The sequence below is a fragment of the Luteimonas sp. S4-F44 genome (genome assembly GCF_022637415.1).
Lineage (GTDB): Bacteria > Pseudomonadota > Gammaproteobacteria > Xanthomonadales > Xanthomonadaceae > Luteimonas.
On the sequence record NZ_CP093340.1, the window covers coordinates 3,249,148 to 3,274,211 of the forward strand.

Genomic DNA, 25,064 nt, shown 5'->3' on the forward strand with positions numbered 1-25,064 from the left:
GGTGATCCACGGCGCTATGCGGTCGCTTCGAGCCGCTGCTGCAGCGCCATCGCGGCGGCGGGATTGCGGGCCTTGGCTGCGGAGATGAAGAACACGAAGGTCTCGCGCGGCACGACCGGCGCAGCATCGCGCTCGCCGGCATAGGGCAGGTCGGACGGTGCACCGCCCTTCGCCCACTGGCGCGCGCGCTCTGCCCAGGCGTCGAGTTGCAGGCCGGGGTAGCCCTGCGGGTGCTCCTCGCGGCTGGACATCAGCCGGGCGTAGACGAAGTCGCCGGTCAGGTCGGCGAATGACGGGTAATCGGCCGAATCGGTGAACACTGTGGCGACTTCATGCGCGCGCGCCAGCGCCAGCCAGGCGGCGCTCTGGAACGAGGGATGACGGACTTCGATGGCGTGGCGCAGCGGCAGGCCGTCGACCTCGCGCGGCAACAGCGCGAGAAAGGCCTCGATATCGTCGGCGTCGAAGCGGCGGTTCGGGGCGAACTGCCACAGCAGCGGGCCGAGCCGATCGCCGAGCTCGGCGATACCGCCCCCGACGAAGGCCTTGATGCGCGGGCCGGTGCCGGCCAGTGCGCGCGCGCCGACGATGTGGCGCGGCGCCTTGAGCGAGAACATGAAGCCCTCGGGCGTTTCCGCGCGCCACGCGGCGTAGGTCGCCGGCTTCTGCGCGCCGTAGAACGTACCGTTGACCTCGATCGCGGTCAGACGCCGGCTTGCGTATTCGAGCTCGCGCTTCTGCACCAGGCCCTTGGGGTAGAAGTTGTCGCGCCACGGCGCGAAGGTCCAGCCGCCGATCCCGGTGCGGATGCCGTCGACCGGCTGCGGCGGGGCGTCGAACAGGTCGATCATGAGAACCTCAGTCGGGATGCTGCGCAAAGCGCAGTCGGTTGTGGTCGGGGTCGACGAGCAGCATCTCGCGCGTGCCCCAGTCGGTGTCGTGTGGCGGCTGCAGGATCGCGACACCGGCAGCCGCGAACGCATGCGCGCAGGCATCGACGTCGGCCACCTTGAAGTAGACCGCGCCGCCGACTGCGCAATCGCCCGCATGCCCGCTCAGGAACAGCGTCTGACCATTGCGGGTGAGCTGCGCGAACAGCGGCAGCCCGGGTTCGAACCGATGCTCCCAGTCGACCCGGAAGCCGAGCGCGGCGTAGAACGCGAGACTACGCACGGCATCGGTCATGCGCAGCTGCGGGATCACGGTCTGGGTCATCGTGCAACCTCCGGCGAGGCGGCCGCTGCGAGATGCGGCCGCACGTGGCGGTCGAGGATGACGGCCAGCGGTGCGAGCGCCGGTTCGCGCGCGAGCACCTGGTCGAGATACGCGACGAAGCGCGGCGCATCGGCGAGATACCGGGGCTTGCCATCGCGGTAGTGCAAGCGCGCAAACAGGCCGAGGATCTTGAGATGGCGTTGCAGGCCGGCGAGGTCGGCATGGCGCGCGAACACAGCGGGATCGGGGTCGAGCGGCACCCCGGCGGCGCGCGCACGGGCGTGGTAACGCGCGAGCCAGGCATCAACGCGCGCCGGCGGCCAGCTGCGGAAGGCATCGCGGAACAGGCTGACCGGGTCGTAGGCCAGCGGCCCGCGCACGGCACCCTGGAAATCGATCACCGCCACGCCCGCGCCCTCGGGCATCAGGTTGCGCAGCATGTAGTCGCGGTGCACGAAGCCCTGCGGCTGCGCCAGCACGGCCTCGATCAGCGTCCGCTGCACGGCCTGCAGGCCGGCGCGCGCGTCCGCGTCGAGCGTCACACCGAGGTGGCGGCCGAGGAACCAGTCTTCGAACAGGTCAAGCTCGCGTTGCAGCATCGGTGCGTCGTAGGTCGGCAGGTCCGCGGGGCAGGCGATCGCCTGCAGCCGCAGCAGTTGCTCGAACGCGGCGTCGACCATCGCATCGGCACCGGCGTCGTCGACGACATCCAGACAGGTGCGCGGCCCCAGATCCTCCAGCAGAAGGAACCCGGCATCGGTGTCCTCCGCCAGCACCTCGGGCACACGCACGCCGGCCTCGCGCAGCAACGTGCGGATACGCAGCCACGGCCGCACGTCCTCGAGCTCGGGCGGCGAATCCATGACGATGCGCGCCGCGTCTGTGCCCTGGGTGCGCCAGTAGCTTCGGAAGCCGGCATCGGTCGATGCGCGGACCAGCGTCAGCGCCGCATCGCCGGCCGCGCGGCGCGCCCAGGCCAGGCGAATGGCGCTGTGGTCGGGATCGGCCTCCGGGGAGACGGGAAACGTCGCGGTCATCGGGCGAATGCGTGAGGCGGGATGCGCAGGGTACAAGCTCGGCGCGAGCGCGGCATCGCGGCTTCAGACCTTCGGGTACCACCGCCGCCGGTCCATCCAGGCGGCGACCGCCCACCACAGCGCGACGAACGCCAGCGCGAAGGCCAGCGACGCGCCCTGCGCGCCGAGCACCGGCGTCAACGGTGCGGCAAACAGCACGCGGTAGAGCGGGGCCCACAAGCCGGCGCCGATGGCCAGCAGCACCAGCGCGCTCGAACCGGCATAGACCGCGATCGCGTTGACGCCGAAGCGGCGGCCCCAGGCTGGCCAACCGCGCTGGTCGATCAGCAGGTGCAGGCCGACGAGCGCAAGCGCGGCCAGCCCGCCGGTCCACAGCACGTAGGACCCGCTCCACAGCGGCTTGTTGAGCGGCAGCGCCAGCGACCACGCCGCGCCGAGCGCGCATGCGATCACGCCCAACGCGGCCAGCGCGCGCACGCGCCCTAAACGCAGCCAGTCGCCGGCGCGCACGCCCAGCAGCGTTGTCGCCAGCGCACCCGCCGTGCTCGCCAGGCCCTCCGGGTCGTGGCCCAGGCCGGTGACCGGGTCGTAGCGATACAGCCACGGCGCGAACAGCGCGGTGTCGAGCCGGTCGAACGGGTTGCTCCCGGGCGCGGTCCCGCCCAGGCCCAGGGCCACCGCACCGGCCACAAGCAGCCCGGCCAGCAGTGCCCATTGCGCGCGCGGCGACAGCGACAGCGCCGCAAGTCCGGCGAGCGCGAAGCACACGCCGATACGCTGCAGCACCCCCCACGGGCGGAAATGCGCCAGGTCGAGTACCCACCAGGCCAGCAGATGCAACGCCAGGCCGATCAGCACCAGCCGCGCCGCGCGCGCGAGTACGCTGCGACGCAGCCGGGCGACATCGGCCCCTGCCTCCCGCCGGGGCGACAGCGACAACGCGATCGACACACCGACCACGAACAGGAAGGTCGGGAATACCAGGTCGGCCAGCGTGCAGCCGTGCCAGGCCGCATGCCGCAGTGGCGCGTAGACGTGGTCCCAGTCGCCGGGCGTGTTGACCAGCAACATCGCGGCGACCGCGATGCCGCGCAGCGCATCGACGCTGGTCAGCCGCGCGGGCCGCGCGGCCATGTCAGCCAACCGCGCCACCGATCCAGGTCCCGCGCAGCGACAGCGTGTCGTCGACCAGCGCGAAGTCCGCGCGCAGGCCGGGCGCGATGCGGCCCAGCCGGTCGTCGAGGCCGAGGAACTGCGCCGGATAGGTCGCCGCCATCCGCGCCGCTTCGTCCAGCGGCACGTCGAGCGTGCGCACGGTATTGCGCACCGCCGCCATCATGTCGAGCGCCGAGCCGGCGAGCGCACCGGCGGCGTTGCGCACCACGCCGTCGACGGCAGTGATCGTCTCGCCATAGAGCACGTAGTCGGGGTGGTCGGCGCCGACCGGGGGCATCGCATCGGTGACCAGGAACACCTTGCCGCGTGGCTTGGCGGCCAGTGCGATGCGCAGGCTGGCCGGATGCACATGCGCGCCGTCGACGATGATCCCGCACCAAGCCTTGCGGTCTTCGAGCGCGGCGCCGACCGCGCCCGGCTCGCGCCCCTGCAGCGGCGACATCGCGTTGTAGAGATGGGTGAAGCCGCGGATGCCCGCTTCCAGGCCCGCGCGCGCCTGCGCCCAGGTCGCCGCGGTGTGCCCGGCGGCGACGATCGCGCCGCCGGCGACCAGCGCACGCACGGTGTCGGCCGGCACGCGTTCGGGCGCCAGCGTGACCAGGGTGACACCGCCGCGCAGCGAGGTCGCCAGCGCGATCTCGTCGGCACCGGGCACCCGGAACTTGCCGGCATCGTGGGTGCCGCGGCGCTCGGGCGCGATGTAGGGACCTTCCAGGTGGATGCCGATCACGCCGGGCACGCCGGCGGCGATCGCCGCGTCCACTGCCGCGATCGCTTCGCGCATCACTTCGACATCGTCGCTGATCAGCGTCGGCAGCAGCGCGGTCGTGCCGAAGCGCCGGTGCGCGGCGGCGATCGTGGCGATCGCCTCGACGGTCGGCGCGTTGTTGAACAGCACGCCGCCGCCGCCGTTGACCTGGGCATCGACGAAGCCAGGCAACAGATGCAACCCGTCGAGGTCGTGACGCTCGACCTCGCGCAGCTTCGGGTCGTCGTGCGCGAGCAGCGCGGCGATGCGCGCGCCCTCGACCAGCACCGCGATGTCGTCGCGGAAGCCGGCGTCGGTCAACACGCGGCCATTGACCAAGGCGAGGGCCATCAGACGGTCTCCGTGACCTTGTTGAGATGCGGCGGGACATCGGGATCGAAGCCACGCCGCAGCGACAGCGCATTGGCCGCGCGATAAAAGCTCTGCACTGCCAGCAGCGGCGCGCAGGCCGGTTCGGGCGCCGCGGCAACCGGTAGATCGCCACCGGGCGCGGCCAGCCACACGTCCGCGCCACGGCCGCGGAACTCGTCGGCGACCGCACGCGTGCCAGCGTCGGTGCCGTCGGGCTGGGCCAGCAGCAGTACCGGGAACCGGGGGCCGACGAGCGCCATCGGCCCGTGGCGGACCTCGGCGGCGCTGTAGGCCTCGGCGTGCAGGCCGCAGGTCTCTTTGAACTTCAGCGCCGCCTCCTGCGCCGCGCCCAGACCGGTGCCGCGACCGAGCACGAACAGGTTGCGCGCATTGGCCAGGCCCTCGACCAAGGGCGACCAGTCGCAGGCCCAGGCCGCGCGCATCGCCTCGGGCAGCGCCGGTAGCGCCGCGGCCAGCGCGGTGTCGCCGCTGGCGGCCCGCTGCCAGTGCGCGGTGAGCTGCAGCAGCGCCGACAGCGAGGCCAGATAGCTCTTGGTCGCCGCGACGCTGCGCTCGGGGCCGGCATGCAGCGGCAGCACAGTGTCGGCGAGCTGCGCCAGCGGCGCATCCTCGACGTTGACCAGCGCGACCACGTACGCGCCGGCCGCACGCGCGGCCTCGGCGTTGCGCAGCAGATCGGGGCTGCGGCCCGATTGCGAGATCGCGATGAACAGCGCGCCGTGCATGCGCTGCGGCGCGGCATACACCGAGCCGACCGACGGCGAGGCCGATGCGGTGACGATCCCTAAGCGCGTCTCGAACAGGTATTTGGCGTAGGTCGCGGCGTGGTCGGAACTGCCGCGCGCGCAGGTCACCACGAACGGCGGCGGGCGCGCGACGAGCGCTTCAACCAGCGCATCGACGGTGTCGGCGTTGCGCGCGAACTGCGCGGCGACGACGTCCGGCGCCTGCGCGGCCTCGCGGAACATCCAGGTGTTGGCCGCGTCGCGCGGCGCCTCAGTCGTGTGGAGCATCCTCGGGTCCCGGTGACGGCGTCGGCCGCGGTCGCATCGGCGCGGTGGACCCGCGCACCACCAGCTGCGGCACGAAGCCCTGGTTGTGGGTGGCCTGCGCGGCGACGGCATCGGCGTCCTCGCGCAGGCTGGCGATCAGCATCCGCGCGGCCTGCCGCGCGATGTCCTCGGTGGCCTGCTTGGCGGTGGTCAGCGGCGGCCACGACTGACGCGAGAACGGGCTGTCCTCGAAGCCGGCGATCGACAGATCAAAGGGCACGTGCATGCCGGCCGACTTGGCGGCGGCCAGCACGCCGGCGGCGATCTCGTCGTTGGAGCCGAAGATCGCGGTCGGCGGGTCGCGCAGCGCCAGCAGCCGACGCGCGCCGCGGAAGCCGTCGTCGAAGGTGTAGTCGCCGGGCACCACCAGGTGCTTGTCGTGCGGAATGCCGTAGTCCTTGAGCGCGGCCTCGTAGCCGGCGTGGCGCTCGCCGCTGGAATGGTGCTGCGGCCCGCCCCAAAGAAAACCGATGCGCTGGTGGCCGAGCTGGATCAAATGCTCGGTGATCTCGTAGGCGGCGTCGCGGTCGTCGACGAACACACAGGGATGGCCGTCACGCGGGTCCTCGGTGGCGGCGATGATGCGCACCAGGCGGATGCCGCGTTCGGTCAGCGCGTCGATCAGTTCGCGCCGCTCGGACATCGGCGCGGTCAGCACCAGGCCGGCCAGTCGCGATCGCCGCACGAACTCCACCAGTTCCTCGACCAGCAGCGGCGAGCTCGCATCGCAGGGATGGATCTGCAAGCCGAAGCCGGTTTCCCGGCACGCGGCGAGCACGCCGTTCTGCACGCCGATGATGTGGTACGGGTTGGGGTTGTCGTAGATCAGCCCGATCACGAACGAAGTCGCGCTGCGCAGGTTACGCGCCGACGGATCGGGCTCGTAGTCGAGCTCGGCGATCGCGTGCAGCACCCGCGCGCGGGTGGCCTGCAGCACCGACGGCTCGTTGTTGATCACCCGCGAGACGGTCTTGAGCGAGACCTTGGCCCGCTCGGCGACATCCTTGATGGTGGGTTTGCGCACGTCCGGCTCCGGCATTCTCTCAGGCCGCCATCATCGCGCAGCCCGGCGCGCCGCGTGGCCGGCGCGATGCCCGCGCAGACCGTAGTACAGGATGTACAGGTAGCACGGCAGGGTCAGCGCCAGAAACACCAACTGGAAATCGTAGTGCTGTTTGAGCACCGCAAACAGCTGCGGCACGATCGCGCCACCGGCGATGCCCATGATCAGCAGCGCCGAACCGGTCTCGGTCAGCCGGCCCAGGCCCTTGATCGCCAGCGGGAAGATCGCCGGCCACATCATCGCGTTGGCAAACCCGAGCGCGGCGACGAAGCCCACTGCGACGTAGCCGTGGCTCAGGAACGCGCCGGCCGAGAACACGATGCCCAGTACCGCCGAAATGCCCAGGTAGCGTTCCTGGCTGACGAATCGCGGAATCGCGACCAGACCGGCCACGTAGCCGAGCAGCATCGCGCCGAGGGTGAACGAGGTGAAGAACTTGGTCCGGTCCAGCGGCAGGTCGAAGCCGTTGCCGTAGGTGCCGATCGCGTCCCCGGCCAGCACCTCCACACCGACGTAGAGGAACAGGCACAGCACGCCCAGCCACAGGTGCGGCAGTTGGAACAGCCCACGCACGCGCGCGCCCTCGCCCGGCTCGGCCGCAGCGTTGGCCTCGGCCGGCCGCAGTTCGGGCAGCGGCGAGAACAGCACGCCCAGCGCGACCAGCATCAGCACGCCAGCCATGACCAGATAAGGCAGATGGATCTTGGCGGCGAACTCGCCCAGCAACTGCGCGCGTCCAGCGGCATCGGCCGCGGCGGCCTGCGCGCTGAGATCGCCCATGCCATGCAGTACCACCGTGCCCAGCACCACCGGCGCCAGGATGCCGGCGACCTTGTTGCAGATGCCCATCAGCGCGATGCGCCGCGCCGCGCTCTCGATCGGCCCCAGGATGCTCACGTATGGGTTGACTGCGGTCTGCAGCAGCGCCAGTCCGCTGCCCATCACGAACAGCCCCGACAGCGCACCGGCGTACCAGCGCTGGGTCGAGAACTCGCCAAACAGCATCGCACCAGCGGCCATCACGAACAGGCTCAGTGCCAGGCCCTTCTTCATGCCGGTCCGGCGCAGCACCCAGGCCGCGGGCAGCGCGAGGAAGAAGTACGACAGGTAGAACACCATCAGCACCAGGAAGGCGTTCACCTCGTCGAGTTCGAAGGCCAGTTGCACGAACGCGATCAGCGGGCCGTTGACCCAGGTGAAGAAGCCGATGATGAAGAACAGCAGGCCCATGATCGCGATCGAAGTCGCGTGACTCGGGCGGGCATACGGTGTCGCGATCGCAGACATCAGGGAGCGCTCCGGCGGACGGGACTGCAGGACCGGCGCGGCATTGCCGCAGACCGGACATCGAGTACCAACGTTGTCATCAATCCAGGCCGGACGCTACCCGGCGTCCGCATCATGCCTCAACTTCCGCGCGAAACGCGTGCTGCATTGCGGCATCCAGCGATCGATCTTCTGCCCTGCCCGCCCCCGGAAGCTGCTGATTCGACGCGCGTATCGCGTTCGTTCGCGCGGATGCCGCCGATTGTTGCAAAAGTGTGAAGGATCCAAGCCGCCGATCGACTCTCGACGCGCGAATCGTTGACATCGTTGTCATGACATGCCGACACTCCGTCGCATCTGGCAGCGGCTGTCATCGTATGGCGCCCTTCCCCTCCGGAGCTTCCGTGGCTGCAACCCCCACCCTCTCGTCGACCGCCCATCGCCACGCCGCGCACGAGGCCTTCATTGCCGCCGACGTCGGCGGGACCCACGTGCGCATCGCCCTGGTCGAAGCCACCGGCGATGCCGCGCGTCCGGTGCGCGTGCTCGAGTACCGCAAGTACGCGTGCGCGGCCTATCCGGGTCTGGCGGAGATCGTCGAGGAGTTCCTGGCGACGCTGCCGGGGCGCCGGGTCGATGCCGGCGCGATCGCCAGCGCCGGCTACGCCCTGGGCGACGGCACCGTGATCACCGCCAACCTGCCGTGGCCGATCTCGCTCGAGCGCATCCGCGCGCAGTTGGGCTTCCGGGATTTCCGCCTGGTCAACGATTTCGAGGCCGTCGCCCATGCTGCCGCCCAGGTCGACGCCAGCGAAGTAGTGCGCCTGACCGGCCCCGATGCCGCTGCGCCGGGACCGATGCTGATCGTCGGACCGGGCACTGGCCTGGGCGCCGCGGTGCGCATCCCGACTGCGCACGGCCCGGTCGTGCTGGCCACAGAGGCCGGGCAGGCGGCATTGACCACCGGCCATGCCGGCGAACAGGCGCTGCTGCGCGAACTGCAGCGCGGCCGCAGCCACGTGCCGATCGAGCACGCGCTCTCGGGCCCGGGCCTGCTCAATCTCTACCGCGCGGTGTGCGCGCTGCAGGGCGTCACGCCAATCCACACGACCCCGGGCGCGATCACCGCGGCGGCGATCGCCGGTGACGACGCGCAGGCGCGCGCGACGCTGGATGCCTTCTGCGGCCTGCTCGGCAGCACGATCGGCGACATGGCGCTGCTCTACGGCGCGCACGGCGGCATCTACCTGGCGGGCGGGATCCTGCCGCAGATCCGCGACTACCTGATGGGCAGCGACTTCGTCGCTCGGTTCCTCGACAAGGCGCCGATGCGCGAAGCGCTCGAACGCATTCCCGTGAATCTGGTCGAGCACGGGCAGCTGGGCGTCATCGGCGCCGCCAGCTGGTATCTCGACCGGCTCGACTGACGCGTCGCCGGCGGCGCGCGGGTCGGGAAAACGTCGTGTCGCGACGCGCCCTTGGGGCGCGCGCGGTGCGGCCAGGCAGTGGGGTACGCCGGTACAGGTACGCACGCGACGGCACGACGGCCGCCGCGGCGCCACTCACATCAGCGATGGGGACCACCATGAACACCCGTAAATCAGTGCTTTCGGCCGCGATCACGCTGGGGCTGTGCGTCGCCGCGCAGGCCCAGGCACAACAGACGGCCCCCACGTCGGACGCGGCCACCGATCTGGACCGGGTCGTGGTGACCGGCATCCGCGGCAGCCTGGAGAAGTCGCTCGACACCAAGCGCGAGGCGCAGTCGCATGTCGAGGCAGTGTCGGCCGAAGACATCGGCAAGCTGCCGGCCAAGAACGTCGCCGACGCGCTGCAACGTCTGCCCGGCGTCAACATCAGCTCTTCGAGCGCCAGCGAGGGCGGCTTCGACGAAGCCGACCGGGTGAGCCTGCGCGGCACCAATCCCAGCCTGACCCAGACCCTGGTCAACGGCCACACCATCGGGACCGGCGACTGGTTCGTGCTCAGCCAGACCGCGAACGTCGGCCGCAGCGTCAGCTACTCGCTGCTGCCGGCCGAGATCGTGGACCAGGTTGTGGTCTACAAGACTGCGCAGGCCAAGCTGGTCGAGGGCGGCACCGCCGGCTCGGTCAACATCGTCACCCGCAGCCCGCTGCAGTTCCCGCAGCCGTTCACCGCCGAATTGTCGGTGGGCGCGGTCCACGCCGACCTGCCGGGCGAGACCGATCCGCAGATCAGCGCGCTGTTCAACTGGAAGAACGATGCCGGCAACGTCGGTGTGATGGTCCAGGGCTTCCACCAGAAGCGCCACCTGCGCCGCGACGGCCAGGAGGTCGTGGGCGGCTACGGCGTCATCGGCGCCGATTCCGCGGTCGCGGCGACCAACCCGGACCTTGCAGGCGTGCTCTATCCCAACCTGCTCGGCGCAGTGCTGTTCGAGCAGGAGCGCGAGCGCAAGGGCGGTGTGGTCGACATCGAGGTCAAGGCCTCCGACACCCTCACCCTCGGCCTCAACGCCTTCTACTCCAAGCTCGAAGCCGACAACTTCAACCGCAATTTCATGATGTGGGGCAGCCAGTTCGTCAACGGCCAGGCGCCCGAGCCGGGCTACGTGGTGCGCAACGGCGTACTGACCCAGGCCACCTACGCGCCGGTGACCAGCGACACGGTCACGCCCTACGGCGTCTACGACATGATCTCGCGCCCCGGCGCGGGCTCCGAATCGAAGTACATCGCGCTCGACGCCGACTGGCAGGCCAGCGATGCGCTGGGCATCAAGGTCCAGGCCGGTACCACCCGCGGCCGCGGCCAGAGCCCGACCCAGGACGTGATCGAGACCGGCGTGGCCGGCAACGCCGGCGCCAGCTGGCAGATGCATGGCCTGGGCCACCCGATCGACTGGTCGCTGGGCGGCGACAACACCACCGGCACGCACCTGCCGCAGTTCGGCTGGATCTTCGGCAGCCAGGCGATCGACGTACGCGATGACGAGGACTGGTTCTCTGCCGACGGTGAGCTCTACGTCGGCCGCGTGCTGTCGTCGCTGGACTTCGGTGTGCGCCACGCCGAACACGAACGCCGCAACGACCGACAGATCGGCCAGGGCCCGAACTGGGCCAGTGACTGGCAGAACTTCGACGCCTACCCAACGCCGGGCGGCCACTTCCCCGGCGACTTCGGTAACGGCATCGGCGGCGGCGTGCCCGGCGGCATCTGGTACTACACGCCCCAACAGCTGGCCGAGCTCAACGCCAACTTCGCCAACCGCGATCCGGTGGGCCGTTTCGACTTCTCCGGTGTCTACGGCGTCAAGGAACGCGTGCGCGCCGCGTACGTGCAGGCCAACTTCGAAGGCGATCGCTGGAGCGGCAACATCGGCCTGCGCTACGTCAAGACCGATACCGACGTGAGCTACAACCAGTCGGTGGCCTCGCCCGACGATGTCCCCGGCGCGATCACCGGCTCCGACTTCGGTGCCTACCTGCCGGTGCGCGACGAGAACAACTACAGCAAGCTGCTGCCGAGCCTGAACCTCAAGCTCGACATCACCGACGATGTGGTCGCGCGCTTCGCGGCTTCGCGCACGATGACCCGTCCGGACTTCTCGGCGCTGTCGGGCACACTGGCGCTCGACGACCTGACTCACACCGGCAGCGGCGGCAATCCGTACCTGTCGCCGATCGTCTCGACCAACCTCGATCTGTCGCTGGAGTGGTACTTCGCGCCGCGCGCGCTGCTCGCCGCCAGCCTGTTCCGGATGGATCTGGACGACTACGTCAACTTCGGCACCACCACGATCCAGTACAAGGACCAGGCCGCAAGCGTCGAGGCCGGCCGGGACGTGTACGCCGACTACCTGGTCTCGATGCCGATCAACAGCAACGGCAAGGTCAAGGGCGTGGAGCTGACGTACGAGCAGCCGATTGGCGAGCATTTCGGCGTCGCGGCCAACTACACCTACGCCGACGGCTATGCCGAGGGCGGCCGCCCGCTCAACGGCACGTCCGAAAACACCTACAACCTGTCGGGTTACTTCGAGAACGAGCGCTTCAACGCCCGCGTCAGCTACACCTTCCGCGATGCGTTCTACGCCGGGGTCAGCCGCACCGACGCGTTCTACCAGGACGACTTCGGCACGCTGTCGGCCTCGCTCGGCTTCAAGGCCAGCGACTGGCTCACCGTCACGCTCGAAGGCCTCAACCTCAACAACCCCGACCACAAGTACTACACGCAAACCACCGCCGGTTACCTGCCGTACGCGTTCTACTCCAACGGCCGGCAGTACTACCTCAACTTCCGCTTCAAGTTCTGAGCGCGCAGGCGCGCCGCGTCCGGGTCCACCGGGCACGGCGCGCCCGCATCGCCTGCGGGCCTCCGGTCCGCACCGGCGGCGTCGCATTCGTCCGGCGCCGCGCATTTCTCATGGAATACCGCGCATGCCATTTCGCTTGATCCCGCGCCTGCCCGCCGTCGCGCTCGGCCTGGCCGCCGCCGCCCTGCTGGCGGCCTGCGCGCCCCGCCCGCAACGGCCGCATGAGGTGGTCGCGGCCCCGGCCCTGATTCCCGCGCCGGCTCGCCTTGTCACCGGCGACGGCGGTTTCGATCTCAACGCGACCACACCGCTGCACGCCGACGGCGAGGCCGCGCAGCAGGCGGCGCGCCGGTTTGCCGCGCTGGCCGCCGAATCCAACGCTCTGCACCTGGCCACGCCCACGGGCGGCGGCCCGGCGCCTGGTGCGATCTCTTTCGTGCTCGATCCGGCGGTCTCGCCCGAGGCGCCCGAAGGCTATGCGCTGGAGATCGCGCCGGACGGCATCGTGGTACGCGCCGCCGATGCACGCGGCCTGTTCCACGGCGCGACGACGCTGTGGCAATTGGTCGCGCAGGCCCAGGGCGAGACGATGACCCTGCCGGCGCTGCGCATCGACGATGCCCCGCGCTTCGGCTGGCGCGGGCTCATGCTCGATTCGGCGCGGCATTTCCAGAGCGTCGATGAGATCAAGCGCGTGCTCGATGCGATGGCGATGCACAAGCTCAATGTCTTCCATTGGCACCTGACCGACGACCAGGGCTGGCGCATCGAGATCAAGCGCTACCCGCGCCTGGCCGAAGTCGGCGGCTGCCGCATCCCGGCCGGCGACGGCGGCGTCGATCCGGCCACCGGCGAGCCGGTGCCTTATTGCGGCTACTACACCCAGGACCAGATCCGCGACGTCGTCGCCTACGCCTCCGCGCTTCATATCGAGGTCGTGCCGGAGATCAACGGTCCGGGCCATGCACAGGCTGCGGTCGCGGCTTACCCCGAGCTCGGTGTGCTCGACACCCCGGTGCCGGTGCTCGCCGAATGGGGCGTCAACCGCACGCTGTTCAACGTCGAAGAATCTACTTTCACGTTTCTGGAAAATGTGCTGGCCGAGGTGGTCGAGCTGTTCCCGGGCCGCTACGTGCACGTCGGCGGCGACGAGGCGGTCAAGGACCAATGGGAGGCCTCACCACGGGTGCAGCAGCGCATGCGCGAACTCGGTGTGCGCGACGAGGCGCAGCTGCAGAGCCATTTCATCGGTCGCATGGAGCGTTTCCTGTCCACGCACGGCCGTCGCCTGATCGGCTGGGACGAGATCCTTGAGGGCGGCCTACCGCCGGAGGCGACGGTGATGTCGTGGCGCGGGATCGAGGGCGGCCTCGCGGCCGCCGCGCTCGGCCACGACGTGGTGATGAGCCCGTCCTCAGACCTGTACCTGGACTACCTGCAGACCGACGCCCCTGACGAGCCACCGGGCCGCCCGTCGATGGTCACGCTCGAGCAGGTCTACCGGTTTGAGCCGGTGCCCTCCGCGCTGCCGGAGGCGCAGCGCCATCACATCCTCGGCGTGCAGGCGAACATGTGGACCGAGCACACCCGCAGCTTCGCGCGCCTGCAGCACAACTTGTTCCCGCGCATGGCAGCGCTCGCCGAAACCGCTTGGTCGCCCGTGGAGGCGCGCGACTACGCCGATTTCCTGGCACGCCTGCCGGTGCAGCTGCGGCGCTACCGCGCGCTGGACATCGCCTACGCGCAGACGCCGTTCCAGGCGCTGGCGACGATCGACGGCGACCGCCGCGACGGCACTGCGCGGGTGACCTTACGCAATCCGTTGGGGTACCCGATCCGCTACACCCTCGACGGCAGCAGTCCGGATGCCGGCTCGCCGCGCTATGTCGCGCCACTCGATCTGCGCCTGCCGGTGCAGCTGCGTGCGGCCGCGTTCGCCGCCGACGGCACGCCGCTGGCCCCGGCCACGACCCACGCCGTCGATGCGACCTCGCTGTTGACCCGCCACAACGCCGAGCTGGCGGTCTGCCCCGATGTCGGGCGCCTGCTGCTGCGGCTCGAGGACGACGGTCCGCTGACCGGCGAGCGCGCGATCTTCAACGTGACGATCTTCCACCCCTGCTGGCTGTGGCCAGCGGCGGACCTGGGCGACATCGACCGAATGACGGTGCGCGCCGGGCGCATGCCCTATGCGTTCCAGCTCGCCCACGACGAGCCGCACCGCACGTTCCTGCCGGCACGCACCGCGCATGGCGAGCTGCAGGTCCAGGGCGAGGGCTGCGACGGCCCGGTGCTGGCGACGGTGCCGCTGCCGGCGGCGCCCGATGCCGACGGCTTCCTGACTCTCGACGTCCCGCTCGACACCCGCGCACTGGCCTCGCGGCGCGCCACCGACCTGTGCCTGCGCTTCACCGGCGATACGCGGCCGACGACGTGGGTCGTCGACGCAGTGACACTGCAGCCGCGCTGACGCAGCACGCGGCCGGTGCCCGGACTACGGGCGCCGGCCGTCGATGCGCAGCAGCAGGTCGCGCAGTGGCGTGAGCCGGGTCGCCAGGCCCGCGATCACACCCAGCGTGTTGGCAAGCGCGTCGGCCGGGTCCTGCATGCGGGTCTGGGTCAGCGCGCCTTGCGCGAATTCCAGTCCGATCCCCAGCAGCACCAGACCCAGGCCGGCGCCGAGCAGCGAGGGCCAGCGCGCGTAGAGCTGGACTGCGGCCGCCGCCAGCGCCGCGTAGGCCAGAAAATGCCCGAGCTTGTCGCCATCGGGCACATCGGGCATCGGCACCGATGGCACCAGCGACAGCACGACGACAGTCGCGATCGCCGCGATCCACAGCCCGCACCACAGCCACGGCCGGCGCAGCGGCTTAAGTGCGCTGCGGCGCGCGCACGGCCCCGTGGCGTGACTCACAGCCGGTGGCTCAGATCGCCGACCAGGAAGGCGTGTTCGAAGTCGACGTCGCGGGCAAAGCCGATCGCCTGGAACGCCTCGCCCATGCCGCCGGGCAACGTCAGCTTCTTGACCTGCTGGCGCAGGGCGTAGCGAGCGACTTCGTCGGCGGCCTGGGCTTCGTGCGCGGCCAGGCGCGCATCCAGGCGATTGCCCAGCAGCAACGAGGCCTGGGTGCAGTAACCGGCGAATTCGAATCCGGCCCCGGTGCCCGCCTCGGCCAGCGCGGTGAAGTCGACCGAAGCGGTCAGGTCCTGAAGGCCCGGCAGCGCGAGCACATCCGGCGACACCCGGTGACGGTGGAAAGCGCGCAGGGTGCCGTCGCTGCGGTCGTCGCGGTAGTACTCACTGCGCGGGTAGCCGTAGTCGACGAACAGCATCGCGCCGCGTCGCAGGCCGCCGGCCACCGCCTGTACCCAGTAGGGCAGTTGCGGCAGCAGTTCGGAGCGGTAGCCCTCGGGCAGCGGCGCGCCGCGCTGGCGCTCGATGTGCCGCACCGCCGGCGCCAGCAGCGCATCGGCCGGGCGCAGCGCGGTCGCAAAGCCGCCATCGTCGGCGACGATGACGTACTCCTCGTGGATCTCCCCACCCTGCACTGCGAACCGCGGCGTGGGCAGCGCATCGACGACCTCGTTGGCGAACAGCACGCCGCTCCAGTCGTCGGGCATCGGGCCGTCGAGCCAATGCACGCGCGCGAACAGCGCGGCCGGCAGCCGCGCGGCCAGATGCGTGCGCTGGCGCTCGCGCAGGTCCGCGCTGGGCTCGAGGATCGCGTAGCGGGCCGGCACTGCATCGAGCGCGGCCAGGTGCACGAGCGCATCGGCGGCGAACGCGCCGCTGCCACCGCCGACCTCCAGCAGTTGGGCGTCGCCGCCGATCTCGCGCAGCACCGGCGCAATCGCCTCGGCGATGCATTCGGCGAACAGACTGCCGAGCTCGGGCGCGGTGACGAAGTCGCCGGCAGCGCCGAACTTCGTCGCGCCGGCGCTGTAGTAGCCCAGGCCCGGCGCATACAGCGCCAGCTCCATGAACTTCCAGAACGGAATCGCGCCGCCGGCGTCGGCGATCAGCGCACGAATCGCCGCGCGCAGGCGTTCGCTGTGGGCGAGGGCTTCTTCGGAGATGGGGGGAGCGGACATGGATGGGGCTTGGCGGTCACAATGCACAGCATACCGAGCCTGCTGCACGCGGGCTGTCAGGAGCCCGCATGGACACCCCACGCCCCGTCGTGCTGATCACCGGCGCCGCGCGCCGCCTCGGCGCCGCGATCGCCCGCCATCTGCATGCGCACGGCCACGACGTCGCGCTGCATTGCAATGCTTCGCGCGCCGATGCCGACGCGCTGGCGGCCACGCTCGACGCCGAGCGCCCGGGCAGCGCCGCCGTGGTCCAGGCCGATCTGGCCGATGCCGACGCCCCAGCCGCGCTCGTCGCTGCGACGATGGCCCGCTTCGGGCGGCTCGATGCCCTGGTCAACAACGCCGCGATCTTCACGCCGGCGCCGCTGGAGGACAGCGACGCGGCCGCATTCGATGCGCTGATGGCGGTCAATGCCCGCGCGCCGTTCCTGCTCGCACGCGCCGCCGCCCCGCACCTGCGCCGCGCCGACGGTGCGATCGTCAACATCGTCGACCTCTACGCCGAACGCCCGCGCGCCGACCTGGTCGCCTACGCGGCGTCGAAGGCGGCGCTGCTCGGGCTGACCCGTGGCCTGGCGGTCGCGCTGGCGCCGCAAGTGCGGGTCAACGCAGTCGCGCCGGGGGCGATCCTGTGGCCGGAGGACGGCGGCGATCCCGAGTTGCGCGCGCGCATCCTCGAGGCGACCCCGCTGCGCCGGCAGGGGCGGGTCGAGGACATCGCCGAGGCGGTCGGCTGGCTGCTGCGCGGCGCCGGCTTCAGTACCGGCGAGGTGCTCCACGTCGACGGCGGTCGCATGCTGTGACCCGGCCCGTCCCGCGTGCATTGTCGGCGCACGGTGCATCCGCTCGGCCAGTCTTGGCTGGGCGAGGCCACCCGCTTGGGCCGGCGGCTCGCGACCGCAACGGCGATCGTCACCGCGCCTGTTCTTGACCGCTTCGCCGTCGCCCTGCCAGGCACCGATGCCGCGATCACGCTGCGGGTGGCGGAGCGGATCCGCACGCGCTTTTGCACCGCACTGGCCGACTTCGACGCATTGCGCCCGCCGGTCAGCATCGGCGTAGCTGCCCACCAGGCCGGCGAAGATGCCGACACCCTGTTGCAACGGGCCGACCACGCGCTGTACGAGGCCAAGCCGGCCAGCCGCGACCGCGTGCAGTTGGCGCGTTGAACGCAGGCACCCGCGGCTCGCGTCGCTCTGACCCGGCCACGGCGCGGCGGCCGCGCAACGGCTTCCGCCGCGCGACACACCTTCAGACGCGGCAGGCGGCCAGCGCGTCGATGCGCGCGAACGTCGTGTCGTGGTCGGGATGGGCGGCCCACAGCTGCGCGAGCGTGCGGCCATCGACCGGGTGGCGCAGGTCGGGCGCGATCTCGGCCAGCGGCTTGAGCACAAAAGCATGGCGCAGTTCGTCGCGCGGGATGCGCAGGTTCCCGGCGCCGGTCAGCACCCGGTCGTCGTAGAGCACGATGTCGATGTCCAGCGTGCGGTCGCTGTAGCGCGGACCACTGCGATCGCGCCCGTGCGCGTCCTCGAGCGCGTGCAGCCAGACGTTGAGGGCGTCGGGCGGCAGGTCGGTCTCGATGGTCGCGGCGGCATTGAGGAAATCGGCGCCGTCGTAGCCCACCGCCGGAAAGCGGTAGGCCTGCGAGACGACGAGCGCGGGAAAGCGGGCGCGCAGCGCGTCCACTGCGGCGCGCAGGTGCCGTTCGGGATCGAGGTTGCTGCCGAGGCTCAGGCAGGCGATGGCCATGGTGGCGCTCCTGTGGGGAGCGCCATGATCGCGCATCGCCCGCTTCTGGTCAGCGGGGGCGCGTCTCCTCCAGCGCCGGCGCCGCCTCGGCCGGGCCCTCGATTGCCCTCGGCCCGCCTTGCAGGCGCACGTCCATCGGCGCGTCGCTGCGGGCCTGGAACACCCGCAGGTCGAACTCGGGCAGGATCGCCAGCAGATGGTCGAAGATGTCAGCCTGGATACCCTCGTAGACCGTCCAGTTGGTGTCGGCGGTAAAGCAGTAGATCTCCAGCGGCAGTCCGGTCTCGGTGGGCTGGAGCTGGCGTACCAGCAGCGTCAGATCCTGGTTGATGCCGGCATGATGGCGCAGGTAGTGCTCGACGTAGGCGCGGAAGGTACCCAGGTTGGTGACCCGGCGATGGTTCACCGGCTCGGCGCCGCGCGCGGCCAGCGCGGTGTTCCAGTCCGACAGCTCCTGGTCCTTGCGGTCGAGATAGGCGTCGAGCAGCACGAAACGGCGGAAGCGCGCGATCTCGTCGGCCGCCAAAAACCGCACGCTGCGCTGGTCGAGATACAGCGCGCGCTTGATCCGGCGTCCACCGCCCTCCGACATCGGTCGCCAGTTCTTGAACGCATCGCTGACCAACTGCTTGGTCGGCACCGTGGTCACGGTGCGGTCGAAGTTGCGCACGGTGATGGTGTGCAGCGCGATGTCGATGACGTCGCCATCAGCATTCTGGCTGGGCATCTCGATCCAGTCGCCGATGCGCACACGGCCGTCGTTGCTGATCTGCACGCTGGCCACCAGCGACAGGATGGTGTCCTGGAAGATCAGCATCAGCACCGCGGTCATCGCGCCCAGGCCGGTGACGATGTGCAGGAACTTCGCACCGATCAGCGTGGCGATCACCGAGATGCCCACCAGCACGAACATCACGATCTTGGCCACCTGCAGATAGCCCTTGATCGGCTTGTTGTGCGCGTCGGGGCGGCGCTCGTAGTTGTGGTTGACCACGTCGAGCGCGCGCGAGACGGCCAGCGCGATCGTCACCACGACGAAGATCTGGCACAGCCGCTCGACGATCAGCACCAGTTGCGGCGGCAGGTCGGGCACCACCGTGATGCCGGCCGAAATCACCAGCGCCGGCACGATGTTGGCCAGTCGCGGGATCACGCGCAGGCGCACTTGGCGGTCGTGCTGCGCGCCGCCGAGCGAGGTGCGCCGCAGGACGGTGCCCAGGCCGCGCAGCAGGATGCGCTTGGTGATGAAGTTCGCCAGCCATGCCAGCAGGCACAGGGCGGCCAGCACGGTGGCGCTGTAGGCCCAGGGATAGGGCGCCAGCAGGTCGCTGAGTCGTTCGAGATGGGGCTGCATCGTGCGGGATTCTCCTGTAGCGGCCGCGTCTCCGCGGCGGCGCCAGGACCCGCGGATCAGCCCTGGCGACTGCGTTCGATGATCACGCCGACCGCGCGTGCACCACGCACCGCACCCGGCTTGCTGAGCTTCAATCGTACCCAACCGACATTGAACTCATCGATCACGAGCGCTGCGCAGCGCTCGGCCAGGGTTTCGACCAGGCCGAATTCCGACGCACCGACATAGTCGATCAGCCGCTTGCTGACGGCCTTGTAGTCGAGCGTGCGCGCGATATCGTCGCTCGCCGCGGGCACGCGGTTGTCGAACGCCATCTCGACATCGAACACCAGCGGTTGGCGGATGCGCCGCTCCCAGTCGTAGATGCCGATCAGCGCCTCGATCTCGAGGCCTTCGATGAAGACTTTGTCCATAGGGTCGGGAGGGATGATCCGTGGCAGGGTGATGAGGCAAGCACAACAGCGGGCGACAGCTTAGCGAGTGTCTGGTCGCTGGGGCGCGACGCTCGCGGTCATCGGACGTTTCGCACCACCATCACGAAGCACGGCGCACCGGCGGCAGCTGCGCCATGTCCCACCTCGGCACCACGCGCACCGCCGCGTCGCCGTGCTGGCCGGCCTGCAAACGCAGGGCGCCGGCGAAGGCGATCATCGCGCCGTTGTCGGTACACAGCGCCGGGCGCGGGAAGCACACCCGACCGCCGCGGCGCGTGGCATCGGCCTGCAACTTGTCGCGCAGGCGCAGGTTCGCGCCGACGCCGCCGGCGACAACGAGCGTGGTGCACCCGGTCGCGTCGAGCGCGCGCGCGCATTTGATCGCCAACGTGTCAACGACCGCGTCCTCGAAGCCGCGCGCGATGTCGGCGCGGGTCGACTCGCTGCGGTCGCTGTTCTGCCAGGCCAACAGCACCTGGGTCTTCAGGCCGCTGAAGCTGAAGTCCAGGCCGGGCCGGTCGGTCATCGGCCGCGAGAAGCGGAATGCGCCGGGCGTGCCGGTCTGCGCCAGCGCGGCCAACTGCGGGCCGCCGGGATACGGCAGGCCCATCAGCTTGGCGGTCTTGTCGAAGGCCTCGCCCGCGGCGTCGTCCAGGGTCTCGCCGAGCAACCGGTAGGCGCCGATCGCATCGACCGCGACCAGTTGCGTATGCCCGCCCGAGACCAGCAGCGCGACGAACGGCGGCGCCGGCGCGTCGTCCTCCATCAGCGGCGCCAGCAAATGGCCTTCCATGTGGTGCACGCCGATCGCCGGCACGTCGAGCGCCCAGGCCAGCGCGCGGGCGACGCCCGCGCCGACCAACAGCGCGCCCACCAGGCCAGGGCCGGCGGTGTAGGCGACGCCGTCGAGCGCCTCGACCTTGAGCCCGGCCTCGGCCAGGGTCTGGCGGATCAGCGGCAACAGCTTGCGCACGTGGTCGCGACTGGCCAGCTCCGGCACGACACCGCCGTACTGCGCATGCAGCGCGATCTGGCTGTAGACCGCATGCGCGCGCAGCCCTGCGGCGCCGCCCAGGGCGGTGTCGTAGACGGCGACGCCGGTTTCGTCGCAGGAGGTTTCGATGCCGAGGACGTTCATGGTGCGCAGGACTGCCGGGAAACGGACGGGGATGCGGGCGCATCACAGCGCCCGTCCGGGCGGCTTGCGTCAGCCGCCGGGTCCTCGCTATGATACGCGGCTCGCCGGGAGCAGACCCTCGGCAGACCCGAATTCGTCAGATTCGATCCGGCCCTCGACGGTCGGGTGCCCAGATCCCCGGAGATTCCATGCCTAGCGTCAAAGTCCGCGAAAACGAGCCCTTCGAGTTTGCGCTGCGCCGTTTCAAGCGCACCTGCGAGAAGGCCGGCGTGCTCGCCGAAACCCGCAAGCGCGAGTTCTACGAGAAGCCGACCCAGGAGCGCAAGCGCAAGGCCGCTGCCGCCGTGAAGCGTCAAGCCCGTCGCGTCTCGCGCGACGTCACCAAGCGCCAGCGCCTGTACTGATCGACCCGCGTCGGGCAGCGCCTGACGTGATCGTGTCCTGACGCAAGAGCCGGCCGCGCGCATGCGCTGCCGGCTTTTTGTCGTCCCCGTTCCCGCACCTGCCCGCGCGGCAGGTGCCGCCCCCCGTCGCAGGGTCGCCCTGCCCGTTCGTCACCGGAAACCGCCATGACCCTCAAACAGCAACTGATCGAAGACATGAAGGCCGCGATGAAGGGCGGCGACAAGCACAGCCTGGGCGTGATCCGCCTGGTCAATGCCGCGATCAAGCAGCGCGAAGTCGACGAGCGCATCGAACTCGACGACGCCGCGGTGCTCGCCGTGCTGGAGAAGATGGTCAAGCAGCGCAAGGATTCGGTGACCCAGTACGCGGGCGCCGGACGCGAGGACCTGGCCCAGATCGAGCGCGACGAGATCACGGTCATCGAGCGCTACCTGCCCGAGAAGCTCGGCGAGGCCGAAATCGTGGCCGCGATCGAGGCGGCGAAGGCCCAGACCGGCGCCAGCAGCCCGGCCGACATCGGCAAGCTGATGGGCGTGCTCAAGCCGCAGTTGGCCGGCAAGGCCGACATGGGCGAGGTCTCGCGCCTGGTCAAGCAGTCGCTGGGCTAAAGGCCGATCGGCGGGCCGCCAACGGCCCCGCCCCCACCCGACGCGCTGTGCGCGTCGACCTCCCCCACACGTGGGGGAGGTGATCCGTCGTGCTTTCGCGTCGCGACGATGCGCTCTGCTCCCTCCCCCGCCTGCGCGGTGAAGGGCTGGAGTGGGGGCGGCCGATCGCGACCGACCGCCTCGCGCACGTCAGCGGCGCTGCAGCCAGGTCGTCGGATTGACCGGCTTGCCGTTCTGGCGCAATTCGAAGTACAGGCCGCTGCGGCCCTGGCCGCCGGAGTTGCCGACGCTGGCGATGGTGTCGCCGCGTTTCACCGCATCGCCGGTCTTGCGCAGCAAGGCGTCGTTGTGCGCATACAGGCTCATGTAGCCGTTGCCGTGGTCGACGATCAGCAGCATGCCGTAGCCGGTCATCCATTCGGCGAACACCACCGTGCCATCGGCGACGGCCTTGACGGGGGTGCCCGCGGCCGCGCCGATCAGCACGCCGTTGCTGCTGCTGCCGTCGGGCAGCCTGCCGCCGAAGGCGGTCAGCAGGGCACCGCTGATCGGCCAGCCCAGGCCACCGACCTGTGGCGCCGGGGCGCGGGCGACTTGCGGCCGCGGACGGGACGGCGCACGGGTGCCGCTGCCGCTCTGACGGGCTTCGCGGGCGTCCCGCGCCTCGCGCTCGCGCGCCGCGGCGGCCGCCGCGCGCCGCTGGGCCTCGGCCCGGCGTGCGGCCGCGCGCAGCTGCGCCAGCACCCGCTCCAGCGAGCGCGCATCCTGGCCCAGGGCCTTTTCGCGGGCGCTGCGGTCGTTGAACTTCGCATCCAGGCCCTTGACCGCGTCGGCGCGCTTGCTGCGATCGGCCTCGACCTGCGCCAGCCGGGCGCGCTGCTCGGCATGCGCGGCCTCGAGCGCGGCGCGGCGGTCCTGGATCGCCGCTTCCATGCCGTCGAGCTCGGTCATTTCGGCACGCAGTTCGGCGATGCGCTCGCTGCGCTGCTGCTGCAGGTAGCGGTGGTAGACCAGCAGGCGGCCGGCGTCGGCGACCCGGTCCTGCGCCAGCATCAGCTTGAGCGCGGCCTCGTCGCCGATGGTGTAGGCCGCGCGCAGCAAGGTCGCCAACTCGGCCCGGCGCTGCTCGACGGTGGCAATGAGGGTCTGGCGGCGCGCCTGCAGGCGCTCGAGCTCGGCCTGTTCGGCCGCGAGCTTGATCCGGGTCTCGCGCAGCGCGGTGGTCGAGGCGGCGACCTGTTCGTCAGCCTGGCGCAGCTCGCGCGCGGCGGCGCCGCGCTGGCCTTCGAGGCGACGGCGCTCGGCGGCGACCTCGCGCAGTTCCTTGCGCACCCGCTCCAGGCGGCGTTCGGTCTCGCGGCTGTTCTGGGCCGCGACCTCGAGCACCGGCAGCGCCGCGGCCAGCAGCGCCGTCAGCAGCAGCGCGGTGCCGGTCGCGGTCGCCCTGCCGGTCATGCTCAGCCGTCGGCCGGCAGCAGGCTGCGGCCGGTCATCTCGACCGGCACCGGCAGGCCGAGCAGGTCGAGGATCGTCGGCGCCAGGTCGCGCAGCGCGCCACCCCGGCGCAGCGGGCCGGGCCGGCTGCCGACGTAGACCAGATCGACCGGGCCGACCGTGTGTGCGGTGTGCGGCTCGCCGGTCTCGGGGTCGCGCATCATCTCGACGTTGCCGTGGTCGGCAGTGACCAGCAGTTCGCCACCCTTCGCACGCACGATTTCGACGATCTCGCCGACCGCACGGTCGACGGTCTCGACCGCTTTGATCGCCGCCTCGAGCACGCCGGTGTGCCCGACCATGTCGGGGTTGGCGAAGTTGCAGATCACCACGTCGAAGCGCTCGTCGCGCACCGCCTTCACCAGTTGCGCGCAGACCTCGGGTGCGCTCATCTCCGGCTGCAGGTCATAGGTCGCGACCTTGGGACTGGGCACCAGGATGCGATCCTCGCCGGGGAACGGCGCCTCGCGGCCGCCGCTGAAAAAGAAGGTGACGTGCGCGTACTTCTCAGTCTCGGCAATGCGCAGCTGGGTCAGCCCTTGGGCGCCAAGCACTTCACCCAGCGTGTTGGGCAGGTCGTCGGGCGCGAAGGCCAGCGGCGCGGGCAGCCGCGCGTCGTACTCGGTCAGACAGACGAAGCGCGACAACGCCGGACGCCGCGCCTCGAAACCGGCGAAGGCCGGATCGACGAACGCCGCGGTGAGCTGGCGGGCGCGGTCGGCGCGGAAGTTCATGAACACCACGGCATCGCCGTCGGCCATCGGCACTGCGCCGTCGATGACGGTGGGACGCACGAACTCGTCGTTCTCGTCGCGCGCATAGGCGGCCTGCAAGGCCGCGACTGCGTCGGGCGCGCGGTACGGCGAGGCCGCCTCGACGATCGCGTCCCAGGCCTGGCGCACGCGCTCCCAGCGTTGGTCGCGATCCATTGCGTAATAGCGGCCCGACACGCTGGCCACGTGCGCGTTACCCAGCGCCGCGCAGCGGTCGTGCAGCGCGCGCAGACTCGGCTCGGCCGAACGCGGCGGCATGTCGCGTCCATCGGTGAACGCGTGCACGGCCACGCGCGCCACGCCGCGGCGATGCGCCAGTTCGAGCATCGCGAACAGGTGCGCCTCGTGGCTGTGCACCCCGCCAGGCGAGAGCAGCCCCATCACGTGCAGCGTGCCGCCGTTGGCGCGCACCCCGTCGCAGGCCGCGCCCAGCTCGACGTTGGCGAAGAAGCTGCCGTCTTCGATCGCGGCATCGATGCGGGTCAGATCCTGGTAGACGACCCGGCCGGCGCCGATGTTCATGTGGCCGACTTCCGAGTTGCCCATCTGCCCGTCGGGCAGGCCGACGTGGCGACCCTCGGTATGGATCAGCGTGCTCGGATGCGCGGCGAGCAGGCCGCGCCAGGTCGGAATGTCGGCGAGCGCGAGCGCGTTGTCGCGCGGGTCTTCGCGGTGCCCCCAGCCGTCGAGGATCAACAGGACGACGGGGCGCGGACGGGAGGCGGGAGTGGCGTGTGGCACGACGAACGGCCCAGTGACCAAAGACAGAT

At 70.6% G+C, this 25,064-nt stretch carries 23 protein-coding genes; 7 read left to right on the plus strand and 16 right to left on the minus strand.

Annotated elements, in window-relative coordinates; all coding sequences use genetic code 11:
* Nucleotides 1–14: 14 nt before the first annotated feature.
* From MNO14_RS14620 to MNO14_RS14655, 8 genes are all read right to left on the minus strand, one after another.
* A complete protein-coding gene (locus MNO14_RS14620) occupies nucleotides 15–851 on the minus strand; it encodes a DUF72 domain-containing protein (RefSeq protein ID WP_241944417.1) in 837 nt (278 codons plus the stop codon).
* A gap of 7 nt (nucleotides 852–858) precedes the next feature.
* Complete coding sequence (locus MNO14_RS14625) at nucleotides 859–1,215, minus strand: VOC family protein (RefSeq protein WP_241944418.1); 357 nt, start codon at nucleotides 1,213–1,215, stop codon at nucleotides 859–861.
* A complete protein-coding gene (locus tag MNO14_RS14630; protein ID WP_241944419.1) occupies nucleotides 1,212–2,252 on the minus strand; it encodes a phosphotransferase in 1,041 nt (346 codons plus the stop codon). Before MNO14_RS14630 ends, MNO14_RS14625 begins: the two co-directional genes overlap by 4 nt.
* A 63-nt stretch (nucleotides 2,253–2,315) precedes the next feature.
* Nucleotides 2,316–3,386, minus strand: coding sequence for a heparan-alpha-glucosaminide N-acetyltransferase domain-containing protein (locus MNO14_RS14635; protein ID WP_241944420.1), 1,071 nt, complete (start codon nucleotides 3,384–3,386; stop codon nucleotides 2,316–2,318).
* 1 nt (nucleotide 3,387) lies between these two features.
* Nucleotides 3,388–4,527: an N-acetylglucosamine-6-phosphate deacetylase gene (nagA, locus tag MNO14_RS14640; RefSeq protein WP_241944421.1), complete on the minus strand. Its 1,140-nt coding sequence runs from the start codon at nucleotides 4,525–4,527 to the stop codon at nucleotides 3,388–3,390.
* Nucleotides 4,527–5,582 carry an SIS domain-containing protein gene (locus MNO14_RS14645; RefSeq protein ID WP_241944422.1) on the minus strand — a complete coding sequence of 352 codons (1,056 nt, stop codon included), beginning with the start codon at nucleotides 5,580–5,582 and terminating at the stop codon, nucleotides 4,527–4,529. Before MNO14_RS14645 ends, nagA begins: the two co-directional genes overlap by 1 nt.
* A complete protein-coding gene (locus tag MNO14_RS14650; protein ID WP_241944423.1) occupies nucleotides 5,566–6,645 on the minus strand; it encodes a LacI family DNA-binding transcriptional regulator in 1,080 nt (359 codons plus the stop codon). Before MNO14_RS14650 ends, MNO14_RS14645 begins: the two co-directional genes overlap by 17 nt.
* 30 nt (nucleotides 6,646–6,675) lie before the next feature.
* The gene (locus tag MNO14_RS14655; RefSeq protein WP_241944424.1) at nucleotides 6,676–7,971 is read right to left on the minus strand and encodes a sugar MFS transporter; all 1,296 of its coding nucleotides are present in this window, start codon (nucleotides 7,969–7,971) and stop codon (nucleotides 6,676–6,678) included.
* A 383-nt stretch (nucleotides 7,972–8,354) separates the two neighbouring features.
* Here MNO14_RS14655 and MNO14_RS14660 point away from each other — a divergent pair, with 383 nt between their 5' ends.
* The 3 genes from MNO14_RS14660 (at nucleotide 8,355) to MNO14_RS14670 (ending at nucleotide 14,714) form a co-directional block, all read left to right on the plus strand.
* Nucleotides 8,355–9,377, plus strand: a complete 1,023-nt coding sequence (locus MNO14_RS14660; protein WP_241944425.1) for a glucokinase family protein — start codon at nucleotides 8,355–8,357, stop codon at nucleotides 9,375–9,377.
* Nucleotides 9,378–9,535: 158 nt separating this feature from the next.
* Nucleotides 9,536–12,244, plus strand: a complete 2,709-nt coding sequence (locus tag MNO14_RS14665; RefSeq protein ID WP_241944426.1) for a TonB-dependent receptor — start codon at nucleotides 9,536–9,538, stop codon at nucleotides 12,242–12,244.
* Nucleotides 12,245–12,368: 124 nt separating this feature from the next.
* Nucleotides 12,369–14,714 carry a family 20 glycosylhydrolase gene (locus MNO14_RS14670; RefSeq protein ID WP_241944427.1) on the plus strand — a complete coding sequence of 782 codons (2,346 nt, stop codon included), beginning with the start codon at nucleotides 12,369–12,371 and terminating at the stop codon, nucleotides 14,712–14,714.
* 24 nt (nucleotides 14,715–14,738) lie between these two features.
* Here the strand turns inward: MNO14_RS14670 and MNO14_RS14675 are convergent, their stop codons facing one another.
* Nucleotides 14,739–15,158 (minus strand): VanZ family protein, encoded by a 420-nt coding sequence (locus MNO14_RS14675; RefSeq protein ID WP_241944428.1) that lies wholly within the window; start codon nucleotides 15,156–15,158, stop codon nucleotides 14,739–14,741.
* On the minus strand, nucleotides 15,155–16,336 hold the full coding sequence (locus tag MNO14_RS14680; protein WP_241944429.1) for an SAM-dependent methyltransferase: 1,182 nt from the start codon (nucleotides 16,334–16,336) through the stop codon (nucleotides 15,155–15,157). The genes MNO14_RS14675 and MNO14_RS14680 overlap by 4 nt, the downstream gene beginning before the upstream one ends.
* Before the next feature lie 68 nt (nucleotides 16,337–16,404).
* Between MNO14_RS14680 and MNO14_RS14685 the strand changes: the two genes are divergently transcribed.
* On the plus strand, nucleotides 16,405–17,139 hold the full coding sequence (locus tag MNO14_RS14685) for a pteridine reductase (RefSeq protein WP_241944430.1): 735 nt from the start codon (nucleotides 16,405–16,407) through the stop codon (nucleotides 17,137–17,139).
* 33 nt (nucleotides 17,140–17,172) lie between these two features.
* The gene (locus MNO14_RS14690) at nucleotides 17,173–17,505 is read left to right on the plus strand and encodes a diguanylate cyclase (RefSeq protein WP_241944431.1); all 333 of its coding nucleotides are present in this window, start codon (nucleotides 17,173–17,175) and stop codon (nucleotides 17,503–17,505) included.
* 82 nt (nucleotides 17,506–17,587) lie between these two features.
* Here the strand turns inward: MNO14_RS14690 and folK are convergent, their stop codons facing one another.
* The 4 genes from folK to tsaD form a co-directional block, all read right to left on the minus strand.
* Nucleotides 17,588–18,088 carry a 2-amino-4-hydroxy-6-hydroxymethyldihydropteridine diphosphokinase gene (gene folK / locus MNO14_RS14695; protein WP_241944432.1) on the minus strand — a complete coding sequence of 167 codons (501 nt, stop codon included), beginning with the start codon at nucleotides 18,086–18,088 and terminating at the stop codon, nucleotides 17,588–17,590.
* A gap of 49 nt (nucleotides 18,089–18,137) precedes the next feature.
* Nucleotides 18,138–19,442 carry a mechanosensitive ion channel family protein gene (locus MNO14_RS14700; protein WP_241944433.1) on the minus strand — a complete coding sequence of 435 codons (1,305 nt, stop codon included), beginning with the start codon at nucleotides 19,440–19,442 and terminating at the stop codon, nucleotides 18,138–18,140.
* Between the two features lie 56 nt (nucleotides 19,443–19,498).
* Nucleotides 19,499–19,855, minus strand: coding sequence for a dihydroneopterin aldolase (gene folB, locus MNO14_RS14705; protein WP_241944434.1), 357 nt, complete (start codon nucleotides 19,853–19,855; stop codon nucleotides 19,499–19,501).
* Nucleotides 19,856–19,976: 121 nt separating this feature from the next.
* The gene (tsaD, locus tag MNO14_RS14710; RefSeq protein ID WP_241944435.1) at nucleotides 19,977–21,014 is read right to left on the minus strand and encodes a tRNA (adenosine(37)-N6)-threonylcarbamoyltransferase complex transferase subunit TsaD; all 1,038 of its coding nucleotides are present in this window, start codon (nucleotides 21,012–21,014) and stop codon (nucleotides 19,977–19,979) included.
* 188 nt (nucleotides 21,015–21,202) lie between these two features.
* On the opposite strand from tsaD, the gene rpsU reads away from it, so the two are divergent.
* On the plus strand, nucleotides 21,203–21,418 hold the full coding sequence (rpsU, locus tag MNO14_RS14715; protein WP_047138278.1) for a 30S ribosomal protein S21: 216 nt from the start codon (nucleotides 21,203–21,205) through the stop codon (nucleotides 21,416–21,418).
* 165 nt (nucleotides 21,419–21,583) lie between these two features.
* Nucleotides 21,584–22,027 (plus strand): GatB/YqeY domain-containing protein, encoded by a 444-nt coding sequence (locus MNO14_RS14720; RefSeq protein ID WP_241944436.1) that lies wholly within the window; start codon nucleotides 21,584–21,586, stop codon nucleotides 22,025–22,027.
* 189 nt (nucleotides 22,028–22,216) lie between these two features.
* Here the strand turns inward: MNO14_RS14720 and MNO14_RS14725 are convergent, their stop codons facing one another.
* Both MNO14_RS14725 and gpmI read right to left on the minus strand, forming a co-directional pair.
* Nucleotides 22,217–23,482 carry a peptidoglycan DD-metalloendopeptidase family protein gene (locus MNO14_RS14725; protein WP_241944437.1) on the minus strand — a complete coding sequence of 422 codons (1,266 nt, stop codon included), beginning with the start codon at nucleotides 23,480–23,482 and terminating at the stop codon, nucleotides 22,217–22,219.
* A gap of 2 nt (nucleotides 23,483–23,484) precedes the next feature.
* A complete protein-coding gene (gene gpmI / locus MNO14_RS14730; RefSeq protein ID WP_241944438.1) occupies nucleotides 23,485–25,035 on the minus strand; it encodes a 2,3-bisphosphoglycerate-independent phosphoglycerate mutase in 1,551 nt (516 codons plus the stop codon).
* Nucleotides 25,036–25,064 lie beyond the last annotated feature (29 nt).

Bases quoted from the DNA above. Each gene is read 5' to 3' on its own strand.
- MNO14_RS14620 (WP_241944417.1), bottom strand. From the start codon at position 851: ATGATCGACCTGTTCGACGCCCCGCCGCAGCCGGTCGACGGCATCCGC.
- MNO14_RS14625 (WP_241944418.1), bottom strand. From the start codon at position 1,215: ATGACCCAGACCGTGATCCCGCAGCTGCGCATGACCGATGCCGTGCGT.
- MNO14_RS14630 (WP_241944419.1), bottom strand. From the start codon at position 2,252: ATGACCGCGACGTTTCCCGTCTCCCCGGAGGCCGATCCCGACCACAGC.
- MNO14_RS14635 (WP_241944420.1), bottom strand. From the start codon at position 3,386: ATGGCCGCGCGGCCCGCGCGGCTGACCAGCGTCGATGCGCTGCGCGGC.
- nagA (WP_241944421.1), bottom strand. From the start codon at position 4,527: ATGGCCCTCGCCTTGGTCAATGGCCGCGTGTTGACCGACGCCGGCTTC.
- MNO14_RS14645 (WP_241944422.1), bottom strand. From the start codon at position 5,582: ATGCTCCACACGACTGAGGCGCCGCGCGACGCGGCCAACACCTGGATG.
- MNO14_RS14655 (WP_241944424.1), bottom strand. From the start codon at position 7,971: ATGTCTGCGATCGCGACACCGTATGCCCGCCCGAGTCACGCGACTTCG.
- MNO14_RS14665 (WP_241944426.1), top strand. From the start codon at position 9,536: ATGAACACCCGTAAATCAGTGCTTTCGGCCGCGATCACGCTGGGGCTG.
- MNO14_RS14670 (WP_241944427.1), top strand. From the start codon at position 12,369: ATGCCATTTCGCTTGATCCCGCGCCTGCCCGCCGTCGCGCTCGGCCTG.
- MNO14_RS14680 (WP_241944429.1), bottom strand. From the start codon at position 16,336: ATGTCCGCTCCCCCCATCTCCGAAGAAGCCCTCGCCCACAGCGAACGC.
- MNO14_RS14685 (WP_241944430.1), top strand. From the start codon at position 16,405: ATGGACACCCCACGCCCCGTCGTGCTGATCACCGGCGCCGCGCGCCGC.
- folK (WP_241944432.1), bottom strand. From the start codon at position 18,088: ATGGCCATCGCCTGCCTGAGCCTCGGCAGCAACCTCGATCCCGAACGG.
- MNO14_RS14700 (WP_241944433.1), bottom strand. From the start codon at position 19,442: ATGCAGCCCCATCTCGAACGACTCAGCGACCTGCTGGCGCCCTATCCC.
- folB (WP_241944434.1), bottom strand. From the start codon at position 19,855: ATGGACAAAGTCTTCATCGAAGGCCTCGAGATCGAGGCGCTGATCGGC.
- tsaD (WP_241944435.1), bottom strand. From the start codon at position 21,014: ATGAACGTCCTCGGCATCGAAACCTCCTGCGACGAAACCGGCGTCGCC.
- rpsU (WP_047138278.1), top strand. From the start codon at position 21,203: ATGCCTAGCGTCAAAGTCCGCGAAAACGAGCCCTTCGAGTTTGCGCTG.
- MNO14_RS14720 (WP_241944436.1), top strand. From the start codon at position 21,584: ATGACCCTCAAACAGCAACTGATCGAAGACATGAAGGCCGCGATGAAG.
- MNO14_RS14725 (WP_241944437.1), bottom strand. From the start codon at position 23,482: ATGACCGGCAGGGCGACCGCGACCGGCACCGCGCTGCTGCTGACGGCG.